Origin of the sequence: Azohydromonas sediminis, from assembly GCF_003574675.1 — a bacterium.
Lineage (GTDB): Bacteria > Pseudomonadota > Gammaproteobacteria > Burkholderiales > Burkholderiaceae_C > Calidifontimicrobium > Calidifontimicrobium sediminis.
Genome location: NZ_QOAZ01000081.1, coordinates 1 through 1,554, shown reverse-complemented (window position 1 = coordinate 1,554; position 1,554 = coordinate 1). Strand labels below are relative to the sequence as shown.

The 1,554-nt window shown below is 68.6% G+C and carries 1 protein-coding gene; it reads right to left on the bottom strand.

Features of this window, described 5'->3' with window-relative positions:
• Positions 1-90: 90 nt before the first annotated feature.
• The gene (locus DRV96_RS17695) at positions 91-1,422 is read right to left on the bottom strand and encodes an IS1182 family transposase (RefSeq protein ID WP_119293594.1); all 1,332 of its coding nucleotides are present in this window, start codon (positions 1,420-1,422) and stop codon (positions 91-93) included.
• Positions 1,423-1,554 lie beyond the last annotated feature (132 nt).

The following is a 1,554-nucleotide window of genomic DNA, read 5'->3' as shown; positions in this document are numbered from 1 at the left end:
ACGAAGCCGCAGGCGCCAGCGGTACGTTCGGCGAGCTGCCGGGCACGAGTAAGGATCCGATTTGCGGGTCTACCCTGAGCTTTTCGGTCTTCATACAGTACCCGCCCCCGCTGCAGACGCAGTTGTGCCCAGTCCCAGCAATTGCGGCGCCAGTGCCAGCGTGCGCATCAGGTTGTGCGCCAGCGCGAACAGCAGCGCCACGCAGCGAACCTTTTTCAGGCCCCGTACCGGCATGCGCTGCAGGCCGCGGTTGCGCGCCTGCGCGTTGACGCATTCGGCCGTGGCCGCTCGCCGCTTGTACAGCTCCTTGGCCTCGTCGCTGGCCATGCGCTGTCGCCAACTTGCCACCGCCGCGCTGTCATCGGGTTTGGGCTCGTGCTTGTCCTGCTGGGCCTCGTGGCCCTGGTCGTCCTTCTTGGCGTCCTTCTTCGTCCGTGCCTCGGGCACCGGCGCATAGACCTCGGTCTTGTGCGCCACCGCGTCGATCTGCGCGTGCGCGGGGAAGCCACCGTCGACGAGCATCTTCTGCGGTGCGCTGCCCAGGCGTTGTTCGATCTGCTCGACCATGGGGGCGAGCTGCGCCATGTCCGAGCCGCTGGTGCTGACTTCCACGCCGACGATGACCTGGCTGTCGCAGTCGCTGGCGTACTGAGTGTTGTACGCCGGCCTGTAGCCGCCGTCGGCCATCTTCATGACGCTGGCATCGGCGTCGGTGCTCGACGCACGGGCCTCTTCGGCCTTGGCGCCGTTGCGCCGCTTGATCGCCTCCAGTTCAGGCAGCCGCTCCAGCGCGCTTTGCAGCCGCTCTTGCATCTCGCGTCGGGCCCGTTGCTGGGCCGCAGCCTTGCGTCGGCTGTCCTGCGCCGGGTCAGCGTCGATCTGTTCCTTGAGCTCGCGCACCCGCGCGCGTGCCAGCTCCAGGTTGTCCTGCAGGCTGGCCTTGCGCCTGAACGAGGCCGCACCCGCGCTGGCGCGAACACGCACGCCGTCCTGCGCCACGCACTGCAGCTTCACCGCGCCGGCGCTCATCAATGCGGCCAGGCTCACGCTGAGCAATTCGTCCAGCGCCTGACCGTGCGCCACTCGGAAGTCCGACAGGCTGTGGTAGTTGACCTGCACGCCCCCGCTCATCCAGCGGTACGCGTCATGCTCGAGCACCAGGCGCGAGAGCTGCCGCGCGCTGCCCACGCCTTGCAGCGTGGCGTACAGCCACAGGCCCAGCAGGATCTGCGGGGCAATCGCGCTGCGGCCCACGCCCCCTTGGCGAACCTTGATCGCCGCGTACATCGCGCCGAGGTCCTGCCGCGCCACCCATGCCCACACCAGCCGCGCCCGGTGCCCTTCGGGCAGCAGCGACTCCAGGTCCATCGGGCGCAGTTCGATCTGCGTGCGGTTGGGCATGATGACCCGCGCCGTCGTCATGCTCCCGGCATGCGCAGGCTTGTCGCCCGCCACGGCCGCCACAGGCTTGCAGCCGAAGAGGTCTTGCCCTTCGCTCGGCGTCGCTTCAGTCGTCTCGGTGCTCATGCCACTTCAACGGCCAAACTCGCCCGC